This window comes from Blautia massiliensis (ex Liu et al. 2021) (genome assembly GCF_052064225.1).
GTDB lineage: Bacteria > Bacillota > Clostridia > Lachnospirales > Lachnospiraceae > Blautia_A > Blautia_A fusiformis.
The window spans coordinates 81881-104745 of record NZ_JBQHWA010000005.1; the positions used below are offsets into that span (position 1 = coordinate 81881).

Sequence of the window (22865 nt, forward strand, 5' to 3'; positions counted from 1 at the left end):
ATACTGTTCCATTACTCTCATTTCTACCGGAATGAGATAATTTCTGTTCATTTATTGCAGTTCCATAAATTACTGTAGCAAATTTATCTGCTCAGAATCTGAATTGTTATATCAGATATTCTCACCTGATATTTCAGGCGGATATTTATGAAACATATCCGGTTAAAGTGTCTCCGGTTTCTCCACTTCATAGTCAAACCAGGATGCTATTGTATCGCTGCCTGAGGTGTCTGTAGTATCTTCATACTTATCTACCGTAATGGTATAGTCACTATCGCCCTCTGCATATACAGTTCCGTCTGTTCCTTTGATCGTAACAGTTTTTCCGGAGTCATCCACGACGGTTCCATCATTGGAAAGTGTGGATACGGTGCTGTCGCCGGTTACTGTCCAGGTAGAGTCGTCACTGACATATACATTGCAGTAGCCATCTCCGCCGTTACCGGCAAAGCTTTCATCGTCTACAATAGCTCCGGTAAGGTTACTTCCATCTGTCATATAGAAATCAATCTGGCTGATGGTGTCCCAGATCACATCACCTTCCATATCCTGGCTGATTGCGGTAAAGTCGCAGTCTGCTCCGTTGGCTCCGCTTTCTCCCCAGCCTCTTTCGTTGTTATTTCCTGTACAGCGGAGGAAATACTCATTGTCATTGTTGTATGTGATATCTACAGCATTCAGAGTGATGTCGCTCTCTGTGTTGGTTGTGTAGAACACACCGCCATTCTGTGATGTAAGGGTTCCTCCATCCATCTGGAAGGTGCTGTTTCCTACTTCGGAATCACCGGACATGCTCTGGTAGAGGATTACGGTCCAGGTGCTGTCATTCTGGCTTAAATCGCTCATATTTCCGGTGAGATCGCAGTCAAACAGATGCAATGAGTTCATGCCTTCGATGCATACTGCTTCTGATCCGTTTGCTGTAAGTGTGGCATCTTTTACTGCAATATCTGCGGTGCAGTATACTGCCGGTGATCCTACACCGTTGGATGTGTAAGTTCCGCCGTCTACGACCATGGTTCCGCCCATTTCTTTCATCGTTCCAACTGCGATGATAATCTTTCCGTCTTCCACAGATTTCACTTCACCGTAGGTCACATCTTCCTCATCAGAATTCTCTTTATCCACATCTGCACTGCTGTCACTATCATCTGTGCTTTCTGCACTCTCTACTGTTGTATCTTCTGTTTCTTTATTCTCTGAACTTTCCGCTGTATTCGTTGTTGTCTCTGTTGTCGCTACCCCGCATGTGGTAACAGATGTTGTTGCTATCATAACTCCTAAGATTGCTGCAAGATATTTTTTCTTCATATAAACACCTCTCTTTTTTGTATGCTCATACTATATCAGCAAAATCTGTTCACTTTATGTTTAAAGCGTGAAAAAATGTGAGTGATAAACTCCACTTCAAATTCTTTTTCTGCAGAAAAGGCAAAAAAAGACCCGGCAGCTTAACGCCACCAGGTCGTCTTTTACAATATTTCTTATTTATCTCTCCAGATGATTCTTCCTTTGGAAAGATCATACGGAGAAAGTTCGATCGTTACTTTATCTCCCGGGAGAATACGGATGAAGTTCATACGGAGTTTACCGCTGATATGGGCAAGTACCACATGTTTGTTTTCCAGTTCCACTTTAAACATCGCATTAGGCAGTTTCTCCAGAACAGTGCCTTCTACTTCGATCACATCTGCTTTTGACATTTTTTACCTCCTATGTCATGACAACAATTGCTGCTTACAGATTCGTAAGCGTCAGAATCTCTGGTTCCCCATCGGTGATGAGGATCGTATTTTCATAATGTGCGGAAAGTGAACCATCCATGGTTACTACTGTCCACTCATCGTCCAGCCATGCCACGTCCGCACGACCAAGGTTGATCATGGGCTCGACGGCCAGGGTCATTCCCGGAAGGAGCTTGATGCCCCTGCGCTTCTGCGGGAAGTTTGGAATCTGCGGATCCTCATGAAGATGAGTTCCGATTCCATGTCCTACAAGGTCACGTACAATACCGTAACGGTATTTTGCTGCGTGGGCTCCGATGGCTTTGGAAATATCATTTAAATGATTTCCGGCTTTTGCCATTTTCAGTCCTTCAAAAAAGCACTCTCTTGTAACTTTAATAAGCTGCTGTGCTTCTTTGGATACTTCACCTACCGCATAGGTACGTGCTGCGTCAGAATGGTAGCCCTTGTAAATCAGGCCGGCGTCGATCTTAACCAGATCCCCGTCCTGGATAATCTTCTCTTCGGATGGAATTCCATGCACAACCTCGTCATTCAGGCTGATACAGAAAGAAGCCGGAAAACCTCCGTAATTCAGAAAGTTCGGAATACAGCCCATAGACCGGATCATTTCTTCCCCGATCTTATCAATCTCTTTGGTGCTGACACCCGGTTTGATGTAAGGGATCAAACCGTCATGCACCTTCTCAAGAAGATGGCCTGCTTCTCTCATAAGTTCGATTTCATGCTGTGTCTTAATTGTTACGGACATTCTTATTCTCCTAAGATGTCAACGATCTCCTGGAATACCTCATTCAGATCCCTGGTTCCGTCTACCGTCTTCAAAACACCCTGTGTGGTGTAATAGTCAATCAATGGCTGTGTCTGCTCATGATAAACATTCAGACGCTTCTGGACTGTTTCCGGCTTGTCATCATCACGGAGTACAAGCTTGTCACCACAGGTATCGCAGACCCCCTCTGTCTTCGGTGCTGCAAATACAACGTGATAAGTTGCACCGCATTTCACACATGCACGGCGTCCGCCCATACGTTTCACGATGTTATCATCCGGCACATCCACATCGATCGCATAGTCAATTTTGCTTCCAAGTTTGTTCAGAGCCTCTGTCAGACATTCTGCCTGCGGAATTGTTCTCGGGAAACCATCCAGAACATACCCTTCCCTTGCGTCATCCTGCTGGATTCTGTCAACAACAAGGTCGCAGGTCAGTTCATCCGGAACAAGAAGTCCCTGATCCATGTAAGTTTTTGCTTTGTTTCCAAGCTCGGTACCGTTTTTGATGTTAGCACGGAAAATATCTCCTGTGGAGATGTGCGGAATCCCATATTTCGCCGCAATTTTCTTAGCCTGAGTACCTTTACCTGCCCCCGGTGCACCCAACATAATAATTCTCATAGCATACCCTCCATTTTCCTGTTTTCTGCCTGATTTTCAGACAGTCCTGTTTATAAATCAAGGCTGCGACACTTTCGCACCGCAACCTTCATTTTCAATTAGTTCAGGAAGCCTTTGTAATTACGTACAAGCAGCTGAGATTCCACCTGCTTAACGGTCTCCAGGATAACACCTACGATGATGATGATAGATGTACCGCCGAAGGAAACATCCGCACCGAACACACCGTTAAAGAAGAACGGTATAACGGCCACGATAACAAGACCTACTGCACCTATAAATATAATATAATTCAGGATTTTAGTCAAATAATCTGAAGTCGGTTTTCCCGGACGGATGCCTGGGATAAAACCGCCCTGCTTTTTGATATTATCGGCTACTTCCAACGGATTAAAGGTAATTGATGTATAGAAGTATGCGAAGAATACGCAAAGTACCACATACACGATCAGACCCCAGCTGTACTGGATCTGACTTGGATTACACCAGTTATTGGAGGAAAGTCCTCTTAAGATCTCACTTCCGATGCCCGTTCCGTTTCCTTTGCCAGCGAACTGAGCAATGATCGACGGGAAAGACATGATAGAGGAAGCAAAAATAACCGGGATAACGCCGGCAGTATTTACCTTGAGCGGGATGTTTGTGGACTGACCGCCCATCATTTTACGTCCAACCATCTTTCTGGAATACTGAACCGGAATTCTTCTCTCTGCTCCGTTGAGGATAAGTACGAGCACTACAACAAACAGAATAATCACAGCAATGATGCAGGCTGCAAGCATTCCTTTTGCAATTGTTTTGCCCTTGACGAAGTTCTCATAAAGAAGGGACATATCACTCGGGATCCTGGACACGATATTGATAGTCAGGACGATGGAAATACCATTTCCAATGCCCTTCTCTGTAATACGCTCGCCCAGCCACATAAGCATTGCGGAACCCGCTGTTAAACTTGCAACAACTACGATTCCTTTAAGGAAGCTCATGTTCGGGATCATACCCTGACGTCCAAATCCGATTGCCATGGCAACAGACTCAAACAGAGCAAGACCAACCGTTACATAACGTGTGATTGCTGTAAGCTTTTTTCTTCCTTCTTCTCCGTCACGCTGCATCTCTTCCAGTGCCGGAATGGCAATGGTAAGAAGCTGAATGATAATGGAAGAAGTAATGTAAGGTGTGATGTTCAATGCGAAAATTGACATCTGAGTAAAGGAACCGCCGGTGAACGCATCAAAGAAATTGAATGCGTCACCGGTATTAGATTCAAACCACTGCTTAAAGAAGTCACTGTCGACTCCCGGTACAGGAAGCTGGGATCCGATTCTGATCACGAATATCATCCAGATCAGATAGAGAAGCTTTCTTCTCATTTCCTTTACTTTGAAAACACTCTTAAGAGTCTCAAACATTAGATCACCTCTACTGTACCACCAGCAGCTTCAATTTTTGTTTTTGCAGTCTCGCTGACAGCGTTTACTTTAACATTAAGTTTTTTTGTAAGCTCGCCGTTTCCAAGGATCTTAACACCATCACCGATCTTGGAGATTGCACCGCTTGCAAGTAAGCTGTCAACTGTAACCTCTGCGCCATCCTCAAAACGATTGAGAACGTCTACATTGATTGCGATAATTTCTTTAGAGTTTCTGTTAGTGAAACCTCTCTTAGGAAGACGTCTGTATAAAGGCATCTGACCGCCCTCGAATCCCGGTTTCTTGTGTCCGGAACGAGCAAGCTGTCCTTTATGTCCTTTACCAGCAGTTTTGCCGTTTCCTGAACCATGTCCACGGCCTCTTCTGAAGTTATCGCTATGCTTGGAACCCTCTGCGGGTCTTAAGTTTGATAATTCCATTCTGGCACCTCCTTAATCTTCTACTTTTACCAGGTGCTGCACCTGCTGAATCATTCCTCTGGTTGCAGCGTTGTCTGGCATCTCAACTGTTTTATGCATCTTTGTAAGACCCATAGCTTTTACAGTTTTTTTGTGTTTCGGTACTGCACCGATCGGAGATTTTACCAGTGTAACCTTGATTGTATCTGCCATTTCCATATCCTCCTTAACCCAGAATCTCATCTACAGATTTTCCGCGGAGCTTTGCAACCTCTTCCGGAGTCTTTAACTGGCTCAGGCCTGCGATTGTTGCCAGAACTACGTTCTGTTTATTTCTGGAACCCATACATTTTGTACGGATGTTTTTGATACCTGCAAGCTCGATTACGGCACGTGCCGGGCCACCGGCGATAACTCCAGTACCTTCCGGAGCTCTCTTCAGAAGCATCTCAGCGCTTCCGAATTTTCCGATGAAGTCATGTGTAATGGAATTGTTCTCGTCTCTTGCAACAGTAACAAGCTTCTTCATAGCGTCCTCTTTACCTTTGCGGATCGCCTCCGGAATTTCTGCTGCTTTTCCTAAACCTGCACCAACGTGTCCATTGCCGTCACCTACAACAACTAAAGCTGTGAAACGGAAGTTACGACCACCTTTAACAACCTTGGTAACACGCTTGATTGATACTACTTTATCTTCTAACTCTAACTGACTAGCATCAATAAGATTACGTTTCATGTGTTCTTTTCCTCCTCTTAGAATTTCAGTCCAGCTTCTCTTGCTGCATCTGCCAGTGCTTTAACTTTTCCGTGGTAGATATATCCACCTCTGTCGAAAACAACGCTCTCGATACCAGCCTCAACAGCTTTTTTACCGATCACTGCTCCAACTTTTGCTGCAGCCTGTACATCATCAGTGTTCTCAAGCTCTGCTTTTACGTCCTTCTGGAGAGTAGAAGCGGATACTAAAGTTTTACCAACTGTGTCATCAATAATCTGTGCATAGATGTGCTTGTTGGAACGAAATACTGCCAGACGAGGAGTAGTTGCAGTTCCGTTTAAATGATGACGTAATCTTCTATGCTTCTTTTCGCGAATTTCGCTTCTGGATGCTTTGTTAATCATATTCTCACTCTCCTTAATTATTTCTTACCGGTCTTACCGACTTTACGTCTGATAACTTCGTCAACGTACTTGATTCCCTTGCCCTTGTATGGCTCAGGTCTTCTCTTGTCTCTGATCTCAGCTGCGTACTGGCCAACTTTTTCTTTGCTGATACCAGATACGATGATCTTGTTTCCGTCAACTGTGGACTCAAGACCTTCTGGATCTTCCATCTCTACCGGGTGAGAATATCCGAGGTTAAGTACAAGTTTCTTGCCCTGCTTAGCAGCTCTGTAACCAACACCGTTAACCTCAAGCTCTTTTTTGTATCCTTCGCTTACACCAACAACCATGTTGTGGATAAGGCTTCTTGTTAAGCCGTGAAGGGCTTTGATTCTCTTTAAGTCGTTCGGTCTTGTTACAACTACATGACCGTCTTCAACTTTGATCTCTAACTCTGTCGGGAGTGCTCTCTCAAGTGTTCCCTTAGGTCCTTTTACTGTTACAACGTTTCCATCTGCGACTGTAACCTCAACGCCAGCTGGAATTGCAACCGGAAGTCTTCCGATTCGTGACATAAATTTGTCCTCCTTACTTAGATTGTCGGAGAGGGCCCATGCCCTCTCTGTTTTCAGTTTAAAAGCTATATGACTGCTTCGTTAAGAGGCTTTGGCCTACCAAACGAATGCAAGTACCTCGCCACCAACCTGAAGCTTACGAGCCTCTTTGTCAGTGATAACGCCTTTGTTTGTGGAAAGGATTGCGATACCAAGTCCACCAAGAACCTTCGGAAGCTCATCCTTGCCTGCGTATACACGAAGACCTGGTTTGGAGATTCTCTTAAGTCCTGTGATGATCTTCTGGTTTTTGTCCTCACCATATTTCAGTGTGATGTGAAGAGTTTTAACAACTCCATCCTCAACCAGATCATATTTTGCAATGTATCCCTCATCTACAAGGATGTTTGCGATAGCAATTTTCATCTTGGATGCCGGTACGTCTACAGTGTCATGTTTTGCAGTATTTGCGTTACGGATTCTTGTAAGCATATCTGCGATCGGATCGCTCATTGTCATGTAAGTTTCCTCCTCTTTCTTCAGACTTTACATGTCGTGTGAATATTATTTAAATGATTAAAAAGTTGCTTTCGCCTCGGCCTACCAGGAAGCTTTCTTAACACCCGGGATCTGACCTTTGTATGCCAGCTCACGGAAGCAGATTCTGCAAATTCCGTATTTTCTCAGGTATGCATGTGGACGGCCACAGATTCTGCAGCGAGTATACTCTCTTGTGGAGAATTTAGCTTTACGCTGCTGTTTAATTTTCATTGCTGTCTTAGCCATGAATCTTTTCCTCCTATTTAGCAAATGGCATGTTGAATAATGTCAGTAATTCGCGTGCCTCTTCATCTGTTTTAGCAGTTGTAACGAAGATAACGTCCATTCCTCTTACTTTATCAACCTTATCGTACTCAACCTCTGGGAAGATCAGCTGCTCTTTGATACCAAGAGCATAGTTTCCTCTTCCGTCGAATGCGTTCGGGTTAACACCACGGAAGTCACGTACACGTGGAAGAGCAAGGTTGATAAGACGATCAGCGAACTCATACATCTTCTCGCCTCTCAGAGTAACTTTACATCCGATCGGCATACCCTCTCTGATTTTGAAGTTAGCGACAGATTTTTTAGCTTTTGTAGCGATTGCTTTCTGTCCTGTAACAAGTTCCATATCTGCGATTGCAGCGTCAAGAAGTTTAGCGTTCTCTTTTGCCTCGCCAACACCCATGTTAACAACGATTTTCTCGAGTTTTGGCACTTCCATTACGTTTTTGTATCCGAATTTCTTGGTCATGGCATCCATGATCTCGTTCTTGTAAAGATCTTTTAATCTACTCACCTTTATATGCCTCCTCTCTTAATTAATCGATTGTCTTTCCTGTTACTTTGGCAACACGAACTTTTTTGTCTCCATCCATCTTGAATCCAACTCTTGTAGCTTTTCCGTCTACAACGAGCATTACGTTGGAGATATGAAGCGGAGCTTCTTTTGTCACGATTCCACCGTTCTGATTAGCTGCGGACGGTTTAGCGTGCTTTGTAACCATGTTTACGTTCTCAACAACTACTGTGTTGTCTTTTACGTTAACTGCAAGAACCTTTCCGTCCTTACCTTTATCTTTTCCGGCGATTACCTTTACAGTATCACCTTTTTTAATTTTCATAGCTGACATTCGGCACCCTCCTATAATACTTCCGGAGCTAAGGAAACGATCTTCATGAATTTCTTCTCACGAAGCTCTCTGGCAACTGGTCCAAAGATACGTGTTCCTCTCGGAGTTAAGTCATCCTTGATAATTACGGCAGCATTTTCATCGAAACGGATGTAAGATCCGTCTTTACGACGAGCGCCTTTTTTAGTTCTAACAACTACAGCTTTAACAACGTCACCTTTTTTAACAACGCCGCCTGGTGTTGCATCTTTAACCGTAGCAACGATTGTGTCACCGATGTTTGCATATCTTCTTGTAGAGCCGCCCATAACACGAATACAAAGGATTTCTTTTGCACCAGTGTTGTCGGCAACTTTCAGTCTAGTTTCCTGCTGAATCATACTGGTTTCCTCCTTATTTAGCTTTCTCTACGATCTCAACCAGTCTCCATCTCTTGTCCTTGGACAGCGGTCTGGTCTCCATTACCTTAACGGTATCTCCGATGTTGCACTCATTGTTCTCGTCATGAGCTTTTAATTTATATGTTCTCTTCACGATTTTTTTGTAAAGAGGATGTTTTACATGGTCTTCAATTGCAACTACGATGGTCTTATCCATTTTGTCGCTGATAACCTTACCCACGCGGGTTTTTCTCAGATTTCTTTCCACGATTATGTCCTCCTGTCCTATTTGGAAGCGTTTGCCTGCTCAGTGATTACTGTCTGGATTCTGGCAATATTTTTACGAACCTCTTTGATTCGTCCTGTATTGTCTAACTGGTTTGTTGCATTCTGAAATCTCAGATTGAAAAGCTCTTTTTTAGCAGCTACTAATTCTTCATTCAGTTCTGCAACTGACTTTGCTTTTAAATCTTCCACGAACTTATTAATTTTCACTGTTATCACCGCCTTCTAAGTCTGCACGAGAAACGATTTTACATTTACATGGTAACTTGTGCATTGCAAGACGTAATGCTTCACGGGCAACCTCTTCGGACACGCCTGCAATCTCAAACATAACACGACCTGGTTTTACTACTGCTACCCAGTACTCCAGAGCGCCTTTTCCGGAACCCATTCGAGTCTCAGCTGGTTTAGCTGTTACCGGTTTATCCGGGAAAATCTTAATCCAAACTTTACCGCCACGTTTGATGTAACGGGTCATAGCAACACGGGCTGCCTCGATCTGATTAGATCTGATCCAGCATGGCTCAGTAGCAACAAGACCGAAATCACCATAGTTGATAACATTGCCTCTAAGGGCTTTTCCTCTCATGGAGCCACGGAATTGTTTACGACGTTTTACTCTTTTTGGCATTAACATTATTTATCGCTCCCTTCCTTAGTTCCTTTTGTCGGAAGAATCTCACCATTGTAGATCCATGCCTTAACACCAACTTTACCGTATGTGGTGTCTGCTTCCGCAAAGCCATAGTCGATATCTGCACGAAGTGTCTGAAGCGGGATTGTTCCCTCGCTGTAGAACTCTGTACGAGCCATATCAGCTCCGCCGAGACGTCCGGATACGGAAGTCTTGATTCCCTTAGCGCCAGCCTTCATTGTTCTCTGCATTGTGGACTTCATAGCACGTCTGAAGGAAATACGGTTCTCAAGCTGAAGAGCAATGTTCTCAGCAACCAGCTGTGCATCTTTGTCCGGTCTCTTAACTTCTTTGATGTCAACGATAAGCTTCTTGTCTGTGTATTTCTGAAGCTCAGCTTTAACTTTCTCGATCTCTGCGCCACCCTTACCGATTACGATACCAGGTTTTGCTGTGTAGATGATGATCTTAACTCTGTCAGATGCTCTCTCGATCTCGATTTTGGAAACACCTGCGCTGTATAATTTCTTTTTAAGGAATGTTCTGATGTTGTAGTCTTCTACCAGGTAGTCAGCAAACTTGTCTTCTGCATACCATCTGGAATCCCAATCCTTGATAACTCCGACTCTAAGGCCATGCGGATTAACTTTCTGTCCCATGCTTTTCCTCCTTACCTTTCATCAAGCACAACTGTGATATGGCTAGTTCTCTTCTCGATTCTGTAAGCTCTACCCTGTGCTCTCGGCTGAATTCTCTTCATTGTAGGTCCCTTATCTGCATAGCATGCTGCAACATAAAGGTTGTCTGCGTTCATTCCGTTGTTGTTCTCAGCGTTTGCTACTGCTGACTCAAGCAGTTTTTTGATCACGCTGGAAGCGTATCTCGGATTGTATGTCAGGATACCAAGTGCTGTCTGTACATCTTTGCCACGGATCGCATCTAATACGTAGCAGGCTTTCTGAACAGAAATTCTTGCATAAGATAACTTTGCAGACGGCCTTGTCTCTCTATTATTCTCATTTCTGGCTCTCTTTATCTGGCTTCTATGTCCTTTTGCCATCTTAAAGTGCCTCCTTTCTTAAATTCGATATCTAAGTTATCTGCCAGCTGTCTTAAATTGACAGCGGGCAGTTATAAATCTGATGACTAGCGTACTCCGGACTTCTTCTCGTCTTTTCCGTGTCCTCTGTAAGTTCTTGTTGCAACGAACTCACCAAGTTTGTGTCCTACCATATCCTCTGTGATATATACCGGCACATGTTTTCTTCCGTCATGAACAGCGATTGTGTGTCCTACGAAAGACGGGAAGATTGTGGAACGGCGAGACCAAGTTTTGATTACGGATTTATCATTTGCAGCGTTAAGAGCGTCTACTTTTTTAAGTAAGCTCTGGTCTGCAAAAGGTCCTTTTTTCAGTGAACGAGACATGCTTTCTCCTCCTTATTATTTCGATAATGCTTTTCCATCGCGTCTTCTTACGATGTACTTGTTGGACTGTTTGTTTTTCTTTCTGGTCTTCAGGCCGAGAGCAGGTTTGCCCCACGGTGTGCAAGGACCTGGGCGTCCGATACCGGTCTTACCTTCACCACCACCATGTGGATGGTCATTCGGGTTCATTACGGAACCACGAACTGTAGGTCTGATACCCATGTTACGTTTACGTCCGGCTTTACCGATGTTAATAAGGTTGTGATCTCCGTTTCCGATTACACCAACAGTTGCGCGGCATACAATCGGAACCATTCTCATCTCACCGGAAGGAAGACGAAGTGTTGCGTACTTTCCTTCTTTAGCCATGAGCTGTGCGCCGTTTCCTGCAGAACGAACCATCTGTCCGCCTTTTCCAGGATGAAGCTCAATGTTGTGAACCATAGTACCAACCGGGATAAGCTCCAGTGGGAGGCAGTTTCCAACACGAACCTCAGCTTCAGGACCATTGTAAACCTTCTGGCCTACTTTAAGTCCCTCTGGAGCGAGGATGTAAGCTTTCTCGCCATCTGCGTAGCAGATCAGAGCGATGTTAGCTGTTCTGTTCGGATCGTACTCGATTGTTTTAACTGTTGCAGGGATTCCATCTTTTCTTCTCTTGAAGTCGATGATTCTGTATTTTCTTCTGCTTCCGCCACCCTGATGTCTTACAGTGATCTTACCCTGATTGTTACGTCCAGCGTTCTTCTTAAGGGAAGTAACGAGGGATTTCTCTGGTTTTGCAGCTGTAATCTCAGAGAAGTCGGAACCAGTCATATGTCTTCTTGACGGTGTATATGGGTTATAGCTTTTGATTCCCATGATGTTTCTCCTTTCGAATTTGTTCTCGTGCTTTCGTGCACATATTCGGACTTATCTGTTAATTAAAGTCCCTCAAAAATCTCGATATCTTTGCTCTCTTCTGTAAGAGCTACGATAGCTTTTTTAGTCTTAGCAGTTTTTCCAACTACCATTCCACGGCGTTTTTTCTTTCCATCACTGTTGATGGTGTTTACGCTCTTAACTTTTGTTCCCTCGAACATCTTCTCAACAGCCTCTTTGATCTGAGTCTTGTTAGCTTCCGGATGTACAAGGAATGTATATTTCTTCTCACCCATGTCTGCCATGGATTTCTCTGTGATAACCGGACGGATGATTACGTCATAGTACTGAATACTTGCCATTATGCGTATACCTCCTCGATAGATGCAACGGCATCCTTTGTAACAACTACGGTGTTGTGTTTCATAACATCGTATGTGTTGATTGTAGCCGGTGTTGCAGTTTCCACGTCAGCGATGTTTCTTGCGGAAAGAACTACGTTCTGATCGTTGTCAGCTGTGATTACAAGAGCTTTCTCTGCTTTCAGGTTTGTAAGAACCTTCTGCATCTCTTTTGTCTTAACCTCAGCAAGTGCAAGGCTGTCAACAACAACAAGTTTATTATCCTGAACCTTGGATGTCAGAGCGGATTTAAGAGCTGCTCTTCTTTCCTTCTTGTTCATTTTCACTTCATAATCTCTCGGAACCGGAGCGAATACAACACCGCCGCCTGTCCACTGTGGTGCACGGATGGAACCCTGTCTTGCATGACCTGTTCCTTTCTGTCTCCACGGTTTTCTTCCGCCGCCTCTTACCTCAGAACGAGTTTTCGCTTTCTGAGTTCCCTGACGGTTATTTGCAAGCTGACGAACAACTGCAAGATGAACGAGATGCTCGTTGATCTCAACGCCGAATACTGCGTCATTCAGCTCCATTGTGCCAACTTCATTGCCTTCCATATTATAAACAGTTACATTAGCCATTCTGATGCTCCTCCTTTCCTATTATAAGGACTTTACTGTCTCTTTGATTGTAACCAAAGATTTCTTAGGTCCTGGAACAGCACCCTTAACTAACAGTAAGTTATTTTCTGTATCTACACGTACGATCTCAAGATTCTGAACAGTTACCTGAACATGTCCCATGTGACCTGGCATATGTTTTCCTTTGAAAACCTTGCTCGGATCGGAGCAAGCGCCGTTGGAACCTGCATGACGATGATATTTAGAACCGTGAGCCATAGGTCCTCTGGACTGGCCATGTCTCTTGATGGCGCCCTGGAAGCCTTTACCTTTGGAAACTGCAGTAGCATCGATATGATCTCCTGCTGCAAAGATATCAGCCTTGATCTCCTGTCCAACCTCATACTCGCCGGCATTGTCAAATCTGAACTCTTTTACAAATCTCTTTACAGCTACACCAGCTTTGTCAAAGTGGCCTTTCTCCGGTTTGTTGACCAGTTTCTCTCTGATCTCGCCGAAGCCAACCTGAACTGATGTGTATCCATCGTTCTCCTCAGTTTTAACCTGAGTTACAACGCAAGGACCTGCCTGTAAAACAGTTACCGGAATTAACATTCCATCTTCATTGAAGATCTGAGTCATTCCGACTTTAGTAGCTAAAATAGCTTTCTTCATTTCTTTCTTCCTCCTTATAGCGGATTACCATTCGGTAATCATATAGTTAATGTCAAATGACATTATTAGCGGTTTTTCATCTTGATATCGATGTGAACACCAGCCGGCATTTCCAGTCTGGAAAGTGCATCTACTGTTTTCTGAGTTGGTGTCAGGATATCGATAAGTCTCTTATGTGTTCTCTGCTCAAACTGCTCTCTGGAATCTTTGTATTTATGAACAGCTCTTAAGATTGTAACAACCTCTTTCTTAGTAGGAAGCGGAACCGGTCCACTTACCATTGCTCCGTTCTTCTTTACTGTCTCGATGATCTTTGCTGCAGATGCATCAACGAGCTGATGATCATATGCCTTTAATGTGATTCTCATTACCTGATTTGCCATAAAAAAAGTCTCCTCCTATTCGTACTTATATAGCAGTACGACAAGCGGCGACTGTACACATCTCCGTGTGTGTCATGGTATATTTGCACACACGTCCCATCCCAAGATGGTTATTGAACTTTGTACAGTGACTTGTCGTCAGTTTCCTAACTTGACATTCGCTCCACGGAAAACCTGCCAGTGTGGCAGCAACCTCGCGCTTCATAGCTATCAATGTCACAGCAAGGATTAGTATATACGATGATTCTTCAGAATGCAAGCCTTTTTTTTAATTTTTTTGATTTTTTTTAAAAAGAAGAAAATGGCTCATTTCTGAACCATTTTCTTCTTATATAATAGGTACTTATTTTATTCTTCCATATCGTCCACATCACTACTGATGATATCCGAGTAATCAAACAGTGTAACCTTCGTGATGTCATCCTTAACAATATCCGGCGCATCACCGGCCTTCTTTACGCGGCTTGCAAGCTGCGCTGCGGAATAAGACGGCATCGCAAGGCTTCCAATGGTAACCGGCTCCTCTTCCTCTTCCGGAACCTCTTCGACCTTTCCGGCCGGATGCGGCTTTCTGTTTTCTTCAACCGTACGTTCTGCTATTTCCAGTCTGGAAAGCATATCTGCTTCTTCTGAAGTGGCTGCTGCAATCTCTTTCTTAAGTTCCGCATGAGCTTCACTTGCGGCAGTCTGTGCAGTCTGCTGTATGGCAGCCTTCTTTTTATTCTCCGAATAGCCTGCAACATCCTCTTCGTCAATCTCATCTACGAAACCGCCCGTACGGACCTTACGCTTATCTGCTTTTTTATTTTTGTGCTTTCGTGCCTTTTCTTCCTGAATGATTTCTTTTTCTTCTTCCTTCATTCTTCTGGCACGTGCTTTTTCTTCCTGCTTCAGCTCTTTCCTGGACTTCACATAACCCGGTTCCGGATCGTTCACATCTTCCTCAATATCATCCGGCTCTTTCTTCCAGAGTTCTGCGATCACATACAGGATGATCAGGAACAATACGACCAGACCAAGAATGATCAGGCCTTCAATACTTTCTGTGGCCACCATAAGATATCCCACATAGCCAATGGTAACTACAACTTTCGGAACATAATCTCCAACCTTAATGGTAAAAGTCTTTCCTCCGGAAACGGACTGATCTGTTACTGTTCCGGTTCCCTTGGAGGCATCGAGATTGGTGATCGTATATTTATATGTCTCGGAATCTTTCTGTACAAGGATCGGAGTACCTGCGCTGATCGCAGAACTCTTCTCCGGGATCGCATATGTAACAGATCCGACTGGGAGGTTCGTTGCCTTATCGGATTTATCCACGATCACTGTTCTCACCCCGAAGAACGGCGGAAGAACAAGTCCCAGTACACAGATCAGTGTGCATATCACAACAAAATGTACGATAAATTTCAATACTTTTGACATAGGTAATCTTCCTCTTTCATATTTGTAGGTACTTTGAAGCGGAAAGGGATACAGCGGGAATCGGTCTTCCTTTCCGTCTGTATCCCTTTATATTCCACATCCGCAGGAATCTACCCTTTTCCGCGGACTGCTCTGTCCCAACTGATTACTGGTTGCTTAAATACTGTTCAATGCTCTCCATCGCTGCATTCTCATCATCACCGTTGGCTGACAGTGTAATCTCTTCTCCAGCGTCAAGTCCCAGGGTCATCATTCCCATAATGCTCTTTGCATTGACTCTTTTTTTGCCAATCTCAACATAAATTTCACTGTTAAACTGGCTTGCCACCTGAACAAGCTGTGCTACAGGTCTTGCCTCCAGTCCAGTGGATAAGTTGATAGTGATTGGTTTTTTAATCATAATAGCTCCTCCTTCTTCTCCCGCAGCTCATCTGCGATCTCACTCAGCTTGCGAAGCCGGTGATTCACACCTGATTTGCCCACCTGCGGATTCAACATCATACCTAATTCTTTCAGAGTGGCATCCGGATACTGCAGTCTCAGCCTGGCTATCTGTGCCAGTCCATCGCTTAAGCTCTCAAAGCCGATAGTTCTGCTGATCAGCTGTATATCTTCCACCTGTCTCACTGCCGCATTTACCGTTTTATTGATATTCGCAGCCTCACAGTTCACCTTACGGTTTACCGTGTTACGCATTTCCTTAAGTATCCGGATGTTCTCCAGATCCATAAGGGCTACGTTCGCCTCCATGACTGCCAGCATGTCAACGATCTGCGCGCCTTCCTTCACATAGACCACATATGATTTCTTGCGCACCACAATTTTAGCTTCTACGCGAAAACTGCGGATAATCCCCTGTAATTGTTCTGCTTTCCTGCTGTCCGGACACACGATCTCAAAATGATACCCTTTCTCTGGATCACTGATCGAACCGGACGACAAAAAAGTACCGCGAATAAATGCCCGCTTGCAACAGTTCATCTGAACCACAAGCGAATTATCCATTTCAAGTAAACCGGTTTCGTTATCCACAGAAAGCTTTGTCCCCTGCAGTACTTCCTCTGTTCTGGCAGGATCCGTAACCTCAACAAGATATACCTTACCCCGTTTGAGATGAGACCCTTCCCGAATAACAATCGCTGTCTCTATATTAAAGGTTTTTCGCAATAATGTAAAGCTTTTTCTTGCAACTGCTTCATTTTCTGTCTGGATCCACAGTTTTCTGTTTCCATCCGACATTTTTTCCACACGGCCGCAGCCGCAGAGCAGTGCCGCCAGTTCTGCCACCTGACAGTGCCTGGCCAGACTAAGCTGTCCTGCAAGTTCTTCTTTGACTTTTCCTGAAAATGACATCCCGAACCCTCTTTTACTGTTTCCCTGCCACCCTTTTCATCGCGGCAGTTATTTTTTCAGAAGTCTGTCCTTCTCCGCATCCCTGTGCTCCAGGCGGATGCCGTATTCATCCGATTTGGAAAGCCTGGAAAAAAGTTCTCTGGCAATAGTAACAGAACGATGTTTTCCCCCTGTACATCCGATACCGATCACAAGGCTTGTTTTCCCTTCTTTAATGTAGTTAGGGATCAGAAAACGGATCATATCCTCCAGTTTGTCCGCGAAGGCTTTCGCCGTATCACTGGCCATCACATAATTGAACACTTCATCGTCAAGGCCTGTCAGAGGACGCAGTTCATCCACATAATAGGGATTGGGAAGAAATCGCACATCAAACACAAGATCTGCATCTGCCGGGATTCCATACTTAAAGCCGAAGGAAAGCACAGAGATCATGATATTGCTGAACTCTCTGTCATCCACAAAGATCTTTTCGATTTCCTGGCGAAGCTCCCTGGTAAGCAGATGGCTGGTATCAATGATATAATCCGCACGTTTCCGGAGAAATTTTGTTTTCTCACGTTCCAGGCGGATTCCCTCATCCACTCTCCCTGCTCTTGCCAGCGGGTGGCTTCTTCTGGATTCTTTATAGCGTTTTACAAGGACCGAATCCTCTGCATCCATAAACAGGATCTCGTAATCATATCCGGTCTGCTTCATACGGTCCAGAACTACTTCCAGTTCATCAAGGGCACTTCCGCTTCTGGCATCGATCCCCAGAGCCACATTTCTAACATTTTCGCTCTGCATCTCAGGAAGAAGGGAAGCAAATTTTTCCAGAAGCTGGATTGGAAGATTATCCACGCAGAAATATCCCATATCCTCCAACATTTTAAGTGCAGCTGTTTTTCCTGCTCCTGACACTCCTGTAACGATCACAAAACGCATAGTCTCTCTTCCTTTCCATTTCTTCTTCCGTTATCTGTAAAGCGTACATACGCATTCCTGTTCCCTCTGTTTCGTATCCTGGGTACCTGAAAGCCGGACTACGCTGAGCCTTTTAGGTCTGTGCGATCGGATCCACAGACAAGTAAGTGGTATAATTATTTTGAAAACGATGTACCAGAAATGGTCATCAGGCTTCAAAATCACCCAGGAACTTCACCTCCGGTTCCAGCGTAACTCCATATTTCTTATAAACGATATCCCTGACATTATCCATCAGCGTGCGGACATCCCTGGCAGTTGCACCGCCTGCATTGATCACAAAGCCACAGTGTTTCTCAGAAACCTGTGCACCACCTACCTGATATCCAGCAAGACCGCTGTCCATGATCAGCTTACCTGCAAAATATCCCTCCGGTCTCTTAAAGGTACTTCCAGCACTGGGATACTCCAACGGCTGTCTGGTGGTACGACGGATCGTCAGATCTTTCATGGTCTCACGGATCACTTCCGGATTTCCCTCCTTCAGCTGCAGCTTTGCTTCCAGCACGATATAACCTGCGGTTTTGATGATGCTGGTACGATATCCCAGTTCCAGTTTATCTGCCGGAAGGGTAACGATCTCTCCCTCCTCATCCATCACAGTTACCTCTGTGAGAACATCCTTCATCTCGCCGCCATAGGCACCTGCATTCATCACAACCGCACCGCCCATAGTTCCCGGGATCCCGCCTGCAAACTCAAAGCCTGTAAGAGCTGCATTTTTTGCTGCTGCTGCCACCGATGAAAGCAGCGCACCTGCCTGTACGGTGATCTCTGTTCCTTCTACGGTAACGGCAGACATATTTTTGTAGATCTGGATAACCGCGCCACGGTAACCGCCGTCTCCTACCAGAAGATTACTTCCATTTCCGAGGATAAAATAAGGGATCGCACTTTCTTTACAGATTTTTACGATACGCCCCACATCTGTGTCTTTATCCGGCATCAGAAAATAATCCGCCGGACCTCCGATCTTAAAAGTTGTATGACGGCTCATTGCTTCGCCTGTAAAAACACGTTCTTCTCCAAGAAGATCGCAGAACTTTTTTATGATTTCTGAATTCACTTTTTATTTCCTCAGTCTTTCTGTTTTATTTCTGTAAAGCAGACATTACTGTTCCGCCTTGACTCATGCTCATGAACTGGATCTGTCCGTGATCTGCGCTCAATTTCTCATTTGCTGTCAGCTGTGTGAAACGTTTCCGGCTGACAGTATATCCCGCACAACTTCTCCCGCCAGCAGATATCCCGCAGTCCCTGTCACAAAGGAAATATTTCCTTCGGCAGGCTTCTTCACCATAGTTCTTCTCCGTCTGAAAAGCTTTTCTTTTGCCGGTTGTTCTCTGGAATACAGTACTTTGAGTTTACGTATTCCCTGTTTACGCAGTTCTTTTTTTATGATCCTGGCCGCCGGGCATACTGTGGTCCTGCTGATATCCGCAACCTCAAGTCTAGACGGGTCTATCTTGTCCCCGATGTCCAGGCAGGAGATCACAGGCACACGTCCCTCCCTTGCTCTGCTGATCAGAAGCAGTTTTGACGACAGTGTTCCCATTGTATCCACAATATAATCAAAGGAACGCAATTCAAACATTCCCGCAGTCTCCTCATTATAAAAGGTTTCGTAGGTATGCACCAAAATATTCTCATCAATATCCCGGATTCTCTTCTTGGCCGCCTCTACCTTGCTCATTCCCAGAGTAGAATGAAGTGCCAGCACCTGGCTTCCGATATTCGTCAATGTGATCTTTTCATGATCGATCAGTGTCAGACTCCCCACACCGCAGCGCGCAAGTGACTCTGCCACCTGTGATCCGGCTCCGCCAAGACCGAATACTGCAATTTTCGCCCTGCTGAGTTTTTTTACACCTGTATTTCCAACGAGCAATTCCATACGTGAAAAAGCATCCTGCATATCCGTCCTCCTGACACTGTTTTTTCTTTTGATTGAGAAAGACAGCGCCTGTCCGCCGCTGTCCATATTCCTTTTTATTATACTATCTCTGTCCGTAAATGTACAGATATTCTTGTTTTTTAAGATTTTCGCATAAAAAATTTATATTTTCTCATACTATTCCCATACAATCCCACAAGGAGGTTCTGTCCATGCTTCAACAGCTGATTCTGTGCTTTATCGGTTTCTGTGCCGGGATCATCGTTGCAGGAGGTGTCTCCGGACTGCTGATCGGCCTTTCCATTGTTCCCCGCTATGCAGGTATCACGCATACAGCTGACCAGATTTTTCTTTATGAAGATCTGACACTTCTGGGAACAGTTGCCGGAACCGTCGTCACCCTGTTTCCGATCAGAATTCCGCTGGGACCTTTTTTCCTGGCTGTCTGCGGAGTATTTTTCGGAATTTTCCTGGGCGGCTGGATCCTTGCACTGGCAGAAATCGCAAAAGTCTTTCCCGTCTTTGCCAGACGGCTGAAGCTCTCTCAGGGGCTTTCTCCGGTAATAATTTCCATTGCTGCCGGAAAAGCCCTGGGCTCCCTGTTTTATTATGCCATGAGCTGGATGTAATTCTTACTGTCACTCTACCATCTCACGAAAGGATTTTCCATATGCAAAATATCAACGAAAAAAAATATGAACAATATGTCAAGCAGCTTACTCCCACCCACAGTCTGCCGCTGAATATGGCAAAAGCTTTTCTCACAGGCGGACTGATCTGTCTTCTTGGACAGGTTATCTTAAACACAGCACAGGCTCTCGGTGCAGATGCTTCCGATTCCAGAACCTGGTGTTCTGTCCTTCTCATTCTCTTAAGCGTCCTTCTCACAGGCTTTGGTATTTATCCCAAAATCGGCAAATTCGGCGGTGCAGGAAGTCTTGTTCCCATTACCGGATTCGCCAACTCAGTGGCTGCATCCGCCATTGAGTTCCGGGCAGAAGGACAGGTTTTCGGCATAGGGTGCAAGATCTTTACTATTGCAGGTCCTGTGATCCTCTACGGCATCTTAAGCGCCTGGGGACTGGGTGTGATCTATTATATCCTGAAGATCCTGGAGGTGATATCATGAGCAAAAATCTCAGACTTGGCGCAGCCAGCATTGCATTTTCACAGCCTTTGTATATCGAAAGCGCCGCATCCATCGTCAGTCAGAAAGAGGCGGACGGTCCTCTTGGAGATCTTTTTGACCTGGTCTGTGAAGATCCCATGTTTGGCTGTGACACCTGGGAATCTGCGGAAAGCACACTGCAGAAAGAAACTGCCACTCAGGCCATAAGCAAAGCCGGACTGGGCTCCGAAGATATCCATCTGATGTTCGCCGGAGATCTTCTTGCTCAGACATCAGCCACCTGTTTCGGCTCCGCTGGACTTGGAATTCCCTTTTACGGTCTTTACGGCGCATGCTCCACCATAGGGGAAGCACTTTCTCTCGGTTCCCTTGCTCTGACCGCCGGATTCGGCACACGGGTCTTATGTGCCACCTCCAGCCATTTCGCAAGTGCGGAAAAAGAATTTCGTTTTCCTCTGGGATACGGAAACCAGCGGCCGTTTTCTGCCACCTGGACAGTAACCGGAAGCGGTGCCTGTATCCTAAGTACATCTCCTCCCGGAGAAAAAGCTCCTCTGCGCTCCGGCAAAGGCTGTGCTGCTATCACCGGCCTTACTGCCGGCCGTGTGATGGATTACGGTCTCAGGGATTCCATGAACATGGGAGGCTGTATGGCTCCTGCAGCCTGCGATACCATTGCACGAAGCTTTTCGGATTTCGGGCGGACGCCTTCGGATTATGATGCCGTCTTTACCGGGGATCTGGGGATCATCGGGCAGAAAATTCTCCTGGATCTTCTGGAGGAACAAAATATCCGGCTTTCTCCCATTCATAAAGACTGCGGTATCCTGATCTATGACAATCCTTCTCAGGACACCCACGCAGGAGGAAGCGGCTGCGGCTGTTCTGCTGTAGTCCTTGCCTCCTATATCCTTCCGAAGATTGTATCCGGAGAATGGAAGCGGATCCTTTTTGTACCAACAGGAGCGCTTCTTTCCAAAGTAAGCTTTAATGAAGGTGACAGTATTCCAGGTATTGCCCACGGAGTTGTCATCGAGCATATGGAGGTATGAGCATGGATTACTTTAACGCATTCTGGTTCGGCGGCCTTGTCTGTGCCCTGATCCAGATCCTTCTGGACAAGACAAAGCTGATGCCTGGCCGTGTGATGGTACTTCTGGTATGTAGCGGCGCCCTGTTAAGTGCCGTTGGCGTCTACCGGCCGCTGGTGGATTTTGCAGGTGCCGGGGCCTCCGTCCCGCTGATCGGTTTCGGACATGTATTATGGGAGGGTATGAAAAAAGCCATTGAAGAAGACGGCATCCTTGGGCTTTTTACAGGAGGCTTCACTGCCTGTGCTGCCGGAGTTTCCTCCGCCCTGATCTTCTCTTATCTGGCCAGTCTCTTCTTCCGTCCAAAAATGAAAAAATAATATTCCGGGAAAGGAGTTTTTTCTCATGAGTGATACTCTTTATCTGCAGCTGGATCAGAACATTGAAGTCACCAACCCACATGTATATCTTCAGGATATCGCTGCACTTTCCATGAGTGACCCCAAAATCCTCAATCGTCTGCGGGTCATGCCTGTGATCGTTCTGGATGCAAAAAAGCCCGGACACTATGTGATGTCTGTCTCGGATCTTCTGAAAAAGATCCAGAAGCTGGAACCCTCCATTGATATTTCTCCCATCGGGGAAACGGATTTTATCATCACCTACCGCATCAGCTCTGCCACAGGGAAAATTTTCCGGTATGTAAAAATCCTTTTTGTATGCCTGGTTTCCTTTTTCGGCGCCGCTTTTTCCATTATGACCTTTAATAATGACGTAGATATGGGCAGCCTTTTTAGCCAGTTTTACGCTCTTGTTACGGGAAAAAGTTCCTCCGGCTTTACCATCCTGGAGATTTCCTACTCCATCGGGATCGGCCTCGGCGTACTGATCTTCTTTAATCATTTCGGGCATCTGAAGCTAAGCGATGATCCCACACCTATGCAGGTGCAGATGCGTACCTATGAGGATGATGTAAACCGGACACTGATCGAACAGGCTGCACGAACAGAAAATCCAGAAACTGAATCATAACCAGAGCACACTCTCATATCCGTACAATTCCGCCGCCTGTCGCAAAAAAAAGCTCCCTGCAGATTTCTCTGCAAAGAGCTTTTTTTATATAATATGGGTTTACTTTTTTCTGAAATGATA

General features: G+C 45.2%; 37 protein-coding genes. 5 read left to right on the plus strand and 32 right to left on the minus strand.

The window, feature by feature from the left end; translation table 11 throughout:
- Positions 1-162: 162 nt before the first annotated feature.
- The 32 genes from ACTNDQ_RS03015 to ACTNDQ_RS03170 all read right to left on the minus strand — a co-directional run bounded on the left by ACTNDQ_RS03015 (position 163) and on the right by ACTNDQ_RS03170 (position 19574).
- Positions 163-1311, minus strand: coding sequence for a hypothetical protein (locus ACTNDQ_RS03015; RefSeq protein WP_441063663.1), 1149 nt, complete (start codon positions 1309-1311; stop codon positions 163-165).
- Between the two features lie 173 nt (positions 1312-1484).
- On the minus strand, positions 1485-1703 hold the full coding sequence (infA, locus tag ACTNDQ_RS03020) for a translation initiation factor IF-1 (protein ID WP_005428560.1): 219 nt from the start codon (positions 1701-1703) through the stop codon (positions 1485-1487).
- A 34-nt stretch (positions 1704-1737) separates the two neighbouring features.
- Positions 1738-2496, minus strand: a complete 759-nt coding sequence (map, locus tag ACTNDQ_RS03025; RefSeq protein ID WP_015526936.1) for a type I methionyl aminopeptidase — start codon at positions 2494-2496, stop codon at positions 1738-1740.
- Between the two features lie 2 nt (positions 2497-2498).
- Positions 2499-3143: an adenylate kinase gene (locus ACTNDQ_RS03030; protein ID WP_015526935.1), complete on the minus strand. Its 645-nt coding sequence runs from the start codon at positions 3141-3143 to the stop codon at positions 2499-2501.
- 98 nt (positions 3144-3241) lie between these two features.
- The gene (secY, locus tag ACTNDQ_RS03035; RefSeq protein ID WP_015526934.1) at positions 3242-4555 is read right to left on the minus strand and encodes a preprotein translocase subunit SecY; all 1314 of its coding nucleotides are present in this window, start codon (positions 4553-4555) and stop codon (positions 3242-3244) included.
- The gene (gene rplO, locus ACTNDQ_RS03040; protein ID WP_015526933.1) at positions 4555-4995 is read right to left on the minus strand and encodes a 50S ribosomal protein L15; all 441 of its coding nucleotides are present in this window, start codon (positions 4993-4995) and stop codon (positions 4555-4557) included. The genes secY and rplO overlap by 1 nt, the downstream gene beginning before the upstream one ends.
- 12 nt (positions 4996-5007) lie before the next feature.
- Positions 5008-5187, minus strand: coding sequence for a 50S ribosomal protein L30 (gene rpmD, locus ACTNDQ_RS03045; protein ID WP_015526932.1), 180 nt, complete (start codon positions 5185-5187; stop codon positions 5008-5010).
- A 13-nt stretch (positions 5188-5200) separates the two neighbouring features.
- Positions 5201-5710 carry a 30S ribosomal protein S5 gene (gene rpsE, locus ACTNDQ_RS03050; RefSeq protein WP_015526931.1) on the minus strand — a complete coding sequence of 170 codons (510 nt, stop codon included), beginning with the start codon at positions 5708-5710 and terminating at the stop codon, positions 5201-5203.
- A gap of 17 nt (positions 5711-5727) precedes the next feature.
- A complete protein-coding gene (gene rplR / locus ACTNDQ_RS03055; RefSeq protein ID WP_118513010.1) occupies positions 5728-6096 on the minus strand; it encodes a 50S ribosomal protein L18 in 369 nt (122 codons plus the stop codon).
- Positions 6097-6113: 17 nt separating this feature from the next.
- Positions 6114-6653, minus strand: a complete 540-nt coding sequence (gene rplF, locus ACTNDQ_RS03060; protein WP_015526929.1) for a 50S ribosomal protein L6 — start codon at positions 6651-6653, stop codon at positions 6114-6116.
- 96 nt (positions 6654-6749) lie between these two features.
- Positions 6750-7151 carry a 30S ribosomal protein S8 gene (gene rpsH / locus ACTNDQ_RS03065; protein ID WP_015526928.1) on the minus strand — a complete coding sequence of 134 codons (402 nt, stop codon included), beginning with the start codon at positions 7149-7151 and terminating at the stop codon, positions 6750-6752.
- A gap of 81 nt (positions 7152-7232) precedes the next feature.
- Positions 7233-7418: a type Z 30S ribosomal protein S14 gene (locus ACTNDQ_RS03070; protein ID WP_015526927.1), complete on the minus strand. Its 186-nt coding sequence runs from the start codon at positions 7416-7418 to the stop codon at positions 7233-7235.
- Between the two features lie 13 nt (positions 7419-7431).
- Positions 7432-7971 (minus strand): 50S ribosomal protein L5, encoded by a 540-nt coding sequence (gene rplE / locus ACTNDQ_RS03075; protein WP_021650765.1) that lies wholly within the window; start codon positions 7969-7971, stop codon positions 7432-7434.
- A gap of 22 nt (positions 7972-7993) precedes the next feature.
- Positions 7994-8305 carry a 50S ribosomal protein L24 gene (gene rplX, locus ACTNDQ_RS03080; RefSeq protein ID WP_320811010.1) on the minus strand — a complete coding sequence of 104 codons (312 nt, stop codon included), beginning with the start codon at positions 8303-8305 and terminating at the stop codon, positions 7994-7996.
- 11 nt (positions 8306-8316) lie between these two features.
- On the minus strand, positions 8317-8685 hold the full coding sequence (gene rplN / locus ACTNDQ_RS03085) for a 50S ribosomal protein L14 (protein ID WP_019162495.1): 369 nt from the start codon (positions 8683-8685) through the stop codon (positions 8317-8319).
- Positions 8686-8698: 13 nt separating this feature from the next.
- A complete protein-coding gene (gene rpsQ / locus ACTNDQ_RS03090; RefSeq protein WP_021650763.1) occupies positions 8699-8953 on the minus strand; it encodes a 30S ribosomal protein S17 in 255 nt (84 codons plus the stop codon).
- 17 nt (positions 8954-8970) lie between these two features.
- Positions 8971-9180 (minus strand): 50S ribosomal protein L29, encoded by a 210-nt coding sequence (rpmC, locus tag ACTNDQ_RS03095; RefSeq protein WP_021650762.1) that lies wholly within the window; start codon positions 9178-9180, stop codon positions 8971-8973.
- Positions 9170-9607, minus strand: a complete 438-nt coding sequence (rplP, locus tag ACTNDQ_RS03100; RefSeq protein ID WP_015526924.1) for a 50S ribosomal protein L16 — start codon at positions 9605-9607, stop codon at positions 9170-9172. The genes rpmC and rplP overlap by 11 nt, the downstream gene beginning before the upstream one ends.
- Positions 9607-10263, minus strand: coding sequence for a 30S ribosomal protein S3 (gene rpsC, locus ACTNDQ_RS03105; RefSeq protein WP_015526923.1), 657 nt, complete (start codon positions 10261-10263; stop codon positions 9607-9609). The genes rplP and rpsC overlap by 1 nt, the downstream gene beginning before the upstream one ends.
- Positions 10264-10274: 11 nt before the next feature.
- Positions 10275-10664, minus strand: coding sequence for a 50S ribosomal protein L22 (rplV, locus tag ACTNDQ_RS03110; protein WP_015526922.1), 390 nt, complete (start codon positions 10662-10664; stop codon positions 10275-10277).
- 86 nt (positions 10665-10750) lie between these two features.
- Positions 10751-11032: a 30S ribosomal protein S19 gene (rpsS, locus tag ACTNDQ_RS03115; protein ID WP_015526921.1), complete on the minus strand. Its 282-nt coding sequence runs from the start codon at positions 11030-11032 to the stop codon at positions 10751-10753.
- Positions 11033-11047: 15 nt separating this feature from the next.
- The gene (rplB, locus tag ACTNDQ_RS03120) at positions 11048-11893 is read right to left on the minus strand and encodes a 50S ribosomal protein L2 (protein WP_015526920.1); all 846 of its coding nucleotides are present in this window, start codon (positions 11891-11893) and stop codon (positions 11048-11050) included.
- A gap of 62 nt (positions 11894-11955) precedes the next feature.
- Complete coding sequence (gene rplW, locus ACTNDQ_RS03125) at positions 11956-12255, minus strand: 50S ribosomal protein L23 (RefSeq protein ID WP_015526919.1); 300 nt, start codon at positions 12253-12255, stop codon at positions 11956-11958.
- Positions 12255-12875 carry a 50S ribosomal protein L4 gene (rplD, locus tag ACTNDQ_RS03130; protein ID WP_015526918.1) on the minus strand — a complete coding sequence of 207 codons (621 nt, stop codon included), beginning with the start codon at positions 12873-12875 and terminating at the stop codon, positions 12255-12257. Before rplD ends, rplW begins: the two co-directional genes overlap by 1 nt.
- 21 nt (positions 12876-12896) lie before the next feature.
- Positions 12897-13529: a 50S ribosomal protein L3 gene (gene rplC / locus ACTNDQ_RS03135; RefSeq protein WP_015526917.1), complete on the minus strand. Its 633-nt coding sequence runs from the start codon at positions 13527-13529 to the stop codon at positions 12897-12899.
- 65 nt (positions 13530-13594) lie between these two features.
- A complete protein-coding gene (gene rpsJ, locus ACTNDQ_RS03140) occupies positions 13595-13912 on the minus strand; it encodes a 30S ribosomal protein S10 (protein WP_015526916.1) in 318 nt (105 codons plus the stop codon).
- A gap of 348 nt (positions 13913-14260) precedes the next feature.
- A complete protein-coding gene (locus ACTNDQ_RS03145; protein ID WP_441063674.1) occupies positions 14261-15340 on the minus strand; it encodes a hypothetical protein in 1080 nt (359 codons plus the stop codon).
- A 145-nt stretch (positions 15341-15485) separates the two neighbouring features.
- Positions 15486-15740, minus strand: a complete 255-nt coding sequence (locus ACTNDQ_RS03150) for an HPr family phosphocarrier protein (protein WP_015526913.1) — start codon at positions 15738-15740, stop codon at positions 15486-15488.
- Positions 15737-16693, minus strand: a complete 957-nt coding sequence (whiA, locus tag ACTNDQ_RS03155; protein WP_279198983.1) for a DNA-binding protein WhiA — start codon at positions 16691-16693, stop codon at positions 15737-15739. The genes ACTNDQ_RS03150 and whiA overlap by 4 nt, the downstream gene beginning before the upstream one ends.
- Before the next feature lie 48 nt (positions 16694-16741).
- Positions 16742-17620 carry an RNase adapter RapZ gene (gene rapZ / locus ACTNDQ_RS03160; RefSeq protein ID WP_015526911.1) on the minus strand — a complete coding sequence of 293 codons (879 nt, stop codon included), beginning with the start codon at positions 17618-17620 and terminating at the stop codon, positions 16742-16744.
- Between the two features lie 187 nt (positions 17621-17807).
- Entirely contained in the window at positions 17808-18725 is a 918-nt protein-coding gene (murB, locus tag ACTNDQ_RS03165) for a UDP-N-acetylmuramate dehydrogenase (RefSeq protein ID WP_279198982.1), read from the minus strand.
- A 117-nt stretch (positions 18726-18842) separates the two neighbouring features.
- The gene (locus ACTNDQ_RS03170; protein WP_044961026.1) at positions 18843-19574 is read right to left on the minus strand and encodes a tRNA threonylcarbamoyladenosine dehydratase; all 732 of its coding nucleotides are present in this window, start codon (positions 19572-19574) and stop codon (positions 18843-18845) included.
- Positions 19575-19765: 191 nt separating this feature from the next.
- Here ACTNDQ_RS03170 and ACTNDQ_RS03175 point away from each other — a divergent pair, with 191 nt between their 5' ends.
- Genes ACTNDQ_RS03175 through ACTNDQ_RS03195 form a run of 5 tightly spaced genes read left to right on the plus strand, consistent with a single transcriptional unit; the run spans position 19766 to position 22745 of the window.
- Positions 19766-20182 carry a stage V sporulation protein AB gene (locus tag ACTNDQ_RS03175; protein ID WP_015526908.1) on the plus strand — a complete coding sequence of 139 codons (417 nt, stop codon included), beginning with the start codon at positions 19766-19768 and terminating at the stop codon, positions 20180-20182.
- Between the two features lie 41 nt (positions 20183-20223).
- Entirely contained in the window at positions 20224-20682 is a 459-nt protein-coding gene (locus tag ACTNDQ_RS03180) for a SpoVA/SpoVAEb family sporulation membrane protein (protein WP_059085336.1), read from the plus strand.
- Complete coding sequence (locus tag ACTNDQ_RS03185) at positions 20679-21734, plus strand: stage V sporulation protein AD (RefSeq protein WP_278797229.1); 1056 nt, start codon at positions 20679-20681, stop codon at positions 21732-21734. Before ACTNDQ_RS03180 ends, ACTNDQ_RS03185 begins: the two co-directional genes overlap by 4 nt.
- Before the next feature lie 2 nt (positions 21735-21736).
- Entirely contained in the window at positions 21737-22093 is a 357-nt protein-coding gene (locus tag ACTNDQ_RS03190) for a SpoVA/SpoVAEb family sporulation membrane protein (RefSeq protein ID WP_059085334.1), read from the plus strand.
- A gap of 25 nt (positions 22094-22118) precedes the next feature.
- Positions 22119-22745, plus strand: coding sequence for a stage V sporulation protein AA (locus tag ACTNDQ_RS03195; RefSeq protein ID WP_278797228.1), 627 nt, complete (start codon positions 22119-22121; stop codon positions 22743-22745).
- Positions 22746-22865 lie beyond the last annotated feature (120 nt).

Bases quoted from the DNA above. Each gene is read 5' to 3' on its own strand.
- ACTNDQ_RS03015 (WP_441063663.1), bottom strand. From the start codon at position 1,311: ATGAAGAAAAAATATCTTGCAGCAATCTTAGGAGTTATGATAGCAACA.
- infA (WP_005428560.1), bottom strand. From the start codon at position 1,703: ATGTCAAAAGCAGATGTGATCGAAGTAGAAGGCACTGTTCTGGAGAAA.
- map (WP_015526936.1), bottom strand. From the start codon at position 2,496: ATGTCCGTAACAATTAAGACACAGCATGAAATCGAACTTATGAGAGAA.
- ACTNDQ_RS03030 (WP_015526935.1), bottom strand. From the start codon at position 3,143: ATGAGAATTATTATGTTGGGTGCACCGGGGGCAGGTAAAGGTACTCAG.
- secY (WP_015526934.1), bottom strand. From the start codon at position 4,555: ATGTTTGAGACTCTTAAGAGTGTTTTCAAAGTAAAGGAAATGAGAAGA.
- rplO (WP_015526933.1), bottom strand. From the start codon at position 4,995: ATGGAATTATCAAACTTAAGACCCGCAGAGGGTTCCAAGCATAGCGAT.
- rpmD (WP_015526932.1), bottom strand. From the start codon at position 5,187: ATGGCAGATACAATCAAGGTTACACTGGTAAAATCTCCGATCGGTGCA.
- rpsE (WP_015526931.1), bottom strand. From the start codon at position 5,710: ATGAAACGTAATCTTATTGATGCTAGTCAGTTAGAGTTAGAAGATAAA.
- rplR (WP_118513010.1), bottom strand. From the start codon at position 6,096: ATGATTAACAAAGCATCCAGAAGCGAAATTCGCGAAAAGAAGCATAGA.
- rplF (WP_015526929.1), bottom strand. From the start codon at position 6,653: ATGTCACGAATCGGAAGACTTCCGGTTGCAATTCCAGCTGGCGTTGAG.
- rpsH (WP_015526928.1), bottom strand. From the start codon at position 7,151: ATGACAATGAGCGATCCGATCGCAGATATGCTTACAAGAATCCGTAAC.
- ACTNDQ_RS03070 (WP_015526927.1), bottom strand. From the start codon at position 7,418: ATGGCTAAGACAGCAATGAAAATTAAACAGCAGCGTAAAGCTAAATTC.
- rplX (WP_320811010.1), bottom strand. From the start codon at position 8,305: ATGTCAGCTATGAAAATTAAAAAAGGTGATACTGTAAAGGTAATCGCC.
- rplN (WP_019162495.1), bottom strand. From the start codon at position 8,685: ATGATTCAGCAGGAAACTAGACTGAAAGTTGCCGACAACACTGGTGCA.
- rplP (WP_015526924.1), bottom strand. From the start codon at position 9,607: ATGTTAATGCCAAAAAGAGTAAAACGTCGTAAACAATTCCGTGGCTCC.
- rpsC (WP_015526923.1), bottom strand. From the start codon at position 10,263: ATGGGACAGAAAGTTAATCCGCATGGCCTTAGAGTCGGAGTTATCAAG.
- rplV (WP_015526922.1), bottom strand. From the start codon at position 10,664: ATGGCAAAAGGACATAGAAGCCAGATAAAGAGAGCCAGAAATGAGAAT.
- rpsS (WP_015526921.1), bottom strand. From the start codon at position 11,032: ATGTCTCGTTCACTGAAAAAAGGACCTTTTGCAGACCAGAGCTTACTT.
- rplB (WP_015526920.1), bottom strand. From the start codon at position 11,893: ATGGGAATCAAAAGCTATAACCCATATACACCGTCAAGAAGACATATG.
- rplW (WP_015526919.1), bottom strand. From the start codon at position 12,255: ATGGCAAGTATTCAGTACTATGACGTAATCATCCGTCCGGTTATCACA.
- rplD (WP_015526918.1), bottom strand. From the start codon at position 12,875: ATGGCTAATGTAACTGTTTATAATATGGAAGGCAATGAAGTTGGCACA.
- rplC (WP_015526917.1), bottom strand. From the start codon at position 13,529: ATGAAGAAAGCTATTTTAGCTACTAAAGTCGGAATGACTCAGATCTTC.
- rpsJ (WP_015526916.1), bottom strand. From the start codon at position 13,912: ATGGCAAATCAGGTAATGAGAATCACATTAAAGGCATATGATCATCAG.
- ACTNDQ_RS03145 (WP_441063674.1), bottom strand. From the start codon at position 15,340: ATGTCAAAAGTATTGAAATTTATCGTACATTTTGTTGTGATATGCACA.
- ACTNDQ_RS03150 (WP_015526913.1), bottom strand. From the start codon at position 15,740: ATGATTAAAAAACCAATCACTATCAACTTATCCACTGGACTGGAGGCA.
- whiA (WP_279198983.1), bottom strand. From the start codon at position 16,693: ATGTCATTTTCAGGAAAAGTCAAAGAAGAACTTGCAGGACAGCTTAGT.
- rapZ (WP_015526911.1), bottom strand. From the start codon at position 17,620: ATGCGTTTTGTGATCGTTACAGGAGTGTCAGGAGCAGGAAAAACAGCT.
- ACTNDQ_RS03170 (WP_044961026.1), bottom strand. From the start codon at position 19,574: ATGCAGGATGCTTTTTCACGTATGGAATTGCTCGTTGGAAATACAGGT.
- ACTNDQ_RS03175 (WP_015526908.1), top strand. From the start codon at position 19,766: ATGCTTCAACAGCTGATTCTGTGCTTTATCGGTTTCTGTGCCGGGATC.
- ACTNDQ_RS03180 (WP_059085336.1), top strand. From the start codon at position 20,224: ATGCAAAATATCAACGAAAAAAAATATGAACAATATGTCAAGCAGCTT.
- ACTNDQ_RS03185 (WP_278797229.1), top strand. From the start codon at position 20,679: ATGAGCAAAAATCTCAGACTTGGCGCAGCCAGCATTGCATTTTCACAG.
- ACTNDQ_RS03190 (WP_059085334.1), top strand. From the start codon at position 21,737: ATGGATTACTTTAACGCATTCTGGTTCGGCGGCCTTGTCTGTGCCCTG.
- ACTNDQ_RS03195 (WP_278797228.1), top strand. From the start codon at position 22,119: ATGAGTGATACTCTTTATCTGCAGCTGGATCAGAACATTGAAGTCACC.